Here is a 4,416-nt window from a genome sequence, read left to right as displayed (position 1 = left end):
TCATACTGTTTAACACTTTCATTAAAATTACTCACAATAACATCAATCTCTTGTGCTGTTTTGTTATGCGTTAGATTACCTATCAATGCTCTAAACCTTCTTACTTCATTACCTGTAAACGTTTGAGCTAAATCAATCACAGGCACATGCTGGGCAATTGTTAGTAATTTCCCTGTCGCAATATTAGGAGTAGTTTCAATCTCTAGTTCCCAGTCTTGTTTTACACCTGAATATAAATATGCCAAATTCTCTTCATTAAACGTTAACGGACCTGTTGGACATAATACTGCCCCAGTTGCAGCTGCCCATTCAATTGAATTGGATGCTTGCATAATCTCAATAAAATAATCTTTACCAGATATGTTTTTAATCATATTACTTATAAATGGTCCTAATCCCACATTAAACGTGGCAAGCGCCCCCCTAACAGATAATAACTCATGCATTGAACTCCAGGAGTTAGATAATTCTTTTACCAAACCGTTTAACCAAACTCCTTCACCATTCATTCTCGATGCAAGAGATAGCAATTCCTGTAATATAGCTTGCTTTTCTTCTAGACTATTTGGAACAAATAAAAGAGGGTTCCTTATTTTCAAATCTGTAATAGTCTTACAAGCCAATTCTCTTGAAAGCATAATAGAAGAAGGGTCTATCGCAACAGCTTTTTCAAGTAAATCTGTTTTGTATCTAAAAATTGAATGTGGTAGTATAAGCTTTACCTTCCCTAGTTCAATTAACTTTATTAATTCTTCTTCTGTAACTCCTAAAGAATTAATAAAGTCTAAGTACATTGATTCAATAGGCAATATAATTTGTAGCTTATCAAATAATGTTAAATAGTTTCTAATATTCTCGGCAGTAGCCATTTGACCGTTGATTAGACAACTTGTTTTTTCTTCTCTTTGATTAGACTGAGTTTTATCATTTTCCGTGTCAGTAAACAATATCTCTTTATTATCTGACCAAATCTGCTCATCTGATTCCCACTTTTCCATTAGGTCTTTAGAAAAATTTTGATTTGAGAACCTACTCACAGAAATGGAAAAGGGGTCATGTTTACTTTCTTTTATCTGGACATTTAAAGATTGTTCGAAAATATAATTAATTTTTGCATTATCACCTATTAACTTGTGTAACGATAGTTCAAATCTAACTTGTTCTTCTTTTGACAGTTCCCTCTTTATTTTTACATCCAAAGTTTGATTATTGTTATTAAAATCTAGCCAAAACAAAGGAAATTCCCTAGATAATAACAAAGACAATTGTTTATTTAAATCGAATATATTAAATGGATTACCTTTTAAATTTATTATTTCGGTATATGATCGTTCATTAATTCTAGATGCATTATTAGGTATTACATTTGATATTGTTACTGGACAACCTGCAACTCTTATTTCATTATTAAATACATCTTTTATACTTTTTCCATTTCCCTCGATTGCGGGTAAACCTGGATTTTCACAGTGGATAATATACTTATCTCCTACCCTGAATATGCCAGTTGTTTGTATATGTGGTTGTAAAAGTCTAAGTCTTTCATAACTATAAATTGCATAATTTTTTAGGTGATCAAGCAATTAAGTTTTCCCCTTTCTTTCACAAAATATCTTTTCATTTAAAAGGCCTTTCTTAATATTATCATTTTCATCTGCTCCAACTATTGAATTCCATTTATAACCTTAATTGGTTATTTTATATAATATTATATGATAAATATGTAATTTATCTTGATAAATGTTATTCAACAATCTGGCCCGATTGCGGAACAAAATTAAAAACGCCCTTTAATCAAAATGGTAACATGTTAATATTTTACACGCTAGATATATTTTACAAAAATCGTAGAATGTATAATGATTAGATCATAACAATCATTTAAATTTAAACGATGAGTATTGATACGATTTTTTAAAAATAGATTATGGTAATACTGTTTTAAATGAAGTAGTATTTATGTTCCGTACTAAAGTTTCAGGAACAGAAGAAAACAAGGGAAACATTCTTATTGATGTTGTAAAGGAAGAAATTATTAATGCGATAAAAGTAGCTAAACACGCTAATTCTTTTATTCATTTTTTAGAGGATACAAATTTTATAGGCAATCGTTATAAAATACATTATTCAATAGAATTAGTGAAATATGATAATGAAATTTACAGTTCCATCTGCATAAACTGTAAAAATCAGCGATTGTATCATAATATTTCAAAAGAGGTATATGAATTTAGTGAGGTTAGATATTTGCTTTTCCATGAATATAATTATGAATCCATTAAAAAACATATCGAGCTTAGTGCTAGCACCTGTTTTGGCAAAACAATTAGATTTCTTGTGCTACAAGGAGAGATATGAGGAATCAAAGGAAAAATACTTCCTTGATCCAAGAGGTTTAAACGCAGAAGATACATGGGAAATTATAAAAAGCAAAATGGAAGAAAAGCGAAAATATTGGCATGATACATATGAACAGGCAATATTTGCACTCTCAAAAGAACCTTTAGAGTTTACCTACCTACCTTTACGCGATATAAAGTAAAATAATACATACTATAAAAACAACGTCATAATACTTATTAGGAAGAAGGTTATTTAATGTATTCATACATTCTCTTCCTTATAAGATCTCCATTTAAAAATCTGAATTATATCAATAAATTAATTCACCTTTCAGTTCTTCTACTGCACAACAAAGACATAAACTTGTTTCTCCAGTAGAAGTAAAAGACCAGCTTACCTCTCCACTAGATAGACATTAATATGTGTTGTTATTAATTAGTACTATCATACTCCCCCTCCTTTAAGGTAAAACGAGAATTTTACCCTATCACATTTAAGTTTCCATAATTACCTAATGATAATTGAAGACGATATTTTTCTGCTTTTATCATCCAAGCATATGCATCTTGTAAAACTTTTTTCTTGTTTTCTGATTTATTTAGCACTTCACACTGCAATATCTTTACTTTACAACAAGGACAAATATCTCTGATTGTATGGGCATTTACTGCTCCAATAGCATTGTTTTTTATATTAATGAAAAAGTATAGACAAATAGAATGTTCTTCTATTGTAGTTATCTTCATTAGTGAAGTTCCATTCTCATTCCCAAAAGCACCATCTACACTCATATCTACTTCCACATCTTTGATATTTAAATTCACTGTTGGACTTGTCATTGCTTCCACTCCTTTAGATAGAACTCTTATTTCACTCAATTCAAAGAGCAATTATTCATAAAAAAATCTGAGTCTTATTATAAATAATTGCTCTTTTATTTAGCGTTGCTACTTCTTTCTATTAAATTAACAATTATTTTTTCTTGTAACTCTATTTTTTTAGCTTCATCATTTATGCTATTTGTTAGTTCGATTGCCACCATAGTATCTTGCGTTTTTTCTAGTTTTTCGTAAAAAAAGTTTAATTGTTCTAAGCTCTTTTTATAAACATAAAAATACATTCCACCTATTACCTCAAGTAGAACTGATGATACGATAGATATGGTAGACGCTGTAACATTTCCTTTGAAATACATAAACCATATGCCAATCAAAATTGTTATTAGTCCTGCAATTATTGCAATCATACTTGCTCTAAAGCTTTGTCTTGCTTGACTCTTGTTTATAGTATAATATTCCGTAGTCTGATTAAGATTTAATTGTATCGTATTAAATACGTTGTTTTCCACTTCGGAATCCTTGTCTTGGACTTTTTCTTTTAACTTTTCTCTTTCCACAGAAAGTTTCTCTAATTCAACATCAAACGGATTTTTAAAATCAATGGGATTTTTAGAAAAAGCTAATATTGAAGCTGGTATTAATATGATTGCTAAAAATATAGATGCAAAGATACCAATTGCAACTTGATAGTCTTCAAAATATTCTCTGTAAAATAAAATTGCAATAACAATACCTACAAGAAGTACTAATGATGCTATTAGTACAAAAATTCTAAGTCTCTTTCTACTTCTTAAGCTGTTGGTTAGCAATTCCATTAACTCTATAAAGACTCCATCGACAAACTTAAAATTAATCATGAACCTACACCGTCTCTTTTGCTAGTATTTTTAATTAATTTACAATATCCACCCTTATTGTCTATTTTGCCAATAACCTTTAATATTGTAAGGACTCCAATAGTCTTTAATCATATCGTTCTTATCCTTGTCCCTATAACCCTTTTCTATGGCTTCTTGGAAGTTCTCAGTTCGACACTCAATATCACAGATTCCTAGCTGCCCACGCTCGTACACTTGGAGACATTAGAAGCCGATATACCGCTACACATAACCTTCTGCTCTTCCTTCTTTTTTTGATAGTAATTTTACTTTAGCGAAAATAATCATCCCTGTTATTTAACTGCAAAACAGAAAATTATTTACTTCTTCAATAAATATAGTTGCAGTCCATCCGC

Annotated in this window: 5 protein-coding genes; 2 read left to right on the top strand and 3 right to left on the bottom strand. The window is 30.0% G+C overall.

Annotated features, from left to right (window positions below; all coding sequences use genetic code 11):
• Positions 1–1,583, bottom strand: a 1,583-nt coding sequence (locus tag KVT27_RS22880; protein ID WP_217582002.1) for a hypothetical protein, incomplete at its 3' end; no start/stop codon positions are given.
• A 376-nt stretch (positions 1,584–1,959) separates the two neighbouring features.
• On the opposite strand from KVT27_RS22880, the gene KVT27_RS22875 reads away from it, so the two are divergent.
• Entirely contained in the window at positions 1,960–2,358 is a 399-nt protein-coding gene (locus KVT27_RS22875; RefSeq protein WP_139893381.1) for a hypothetical protein, read from the top strand.
• Positions 2,315–2,542, top strand: a complete 228-nt coding sequence (locus KVT27_RS22870; RefSeq protein ID WP_217582001.1) for a hypothetical protein — start codon at positions 2,315–2,317, stop codon at positions 2,540–2,542. Before KVT27_RS22875 ends, KVT27_RS22870 begins: the two co-directional genes overlap by 44 nt.
• A gap of 280 nt (positions 2,543–2,822) precedes the next feature.
• Here the strand turns inward: KVT27_RS22870 and KVT27_RS22865 are convergent, their stop codons facing one another.
• Positions 2,823–3,182 (bottom strand): hypothetical protein, encoded by a 360-nt coding sequence (locus KVT27_RS22865; RefSeq protein WP_139893382.1) that lies wholly within the window; start codon positions 3,180–3,182, stop codon positions 2,823–2,825.
• A 95-nt stretch (positions 3,183–3,277) separates the two neighbouring features.
• Positions 3,278–4,039 carry a TRADD-N-associated membrane domain-containing protein gene (locus tag KVT27_RS22860; RefSeq protein WP_139893383.1) on the bottom strand — a complete coding sequence of 254 codons (762 nt, stop codon included), beginning with the start codon at positions 4,037–4,039 and terminating at the stop codon, positions 3,278–3,280.
• Positions 4,040–4,416 lie beyond the last annotated feature (377 nt).

Origin of the sequence: Lysinibacillus sp. GbtcB16, assembly GCF_019091145.1 — a bacterium.
Lineage (GTDB): Bacteria > Bacillota > Bacilli > Bacillales_A > Planococcaceae > Lysinibacillus > Lysinibacillus fusiformis.
This window is presented reverse-complemented; position numbering and strand designations above follow the sequence as displayed.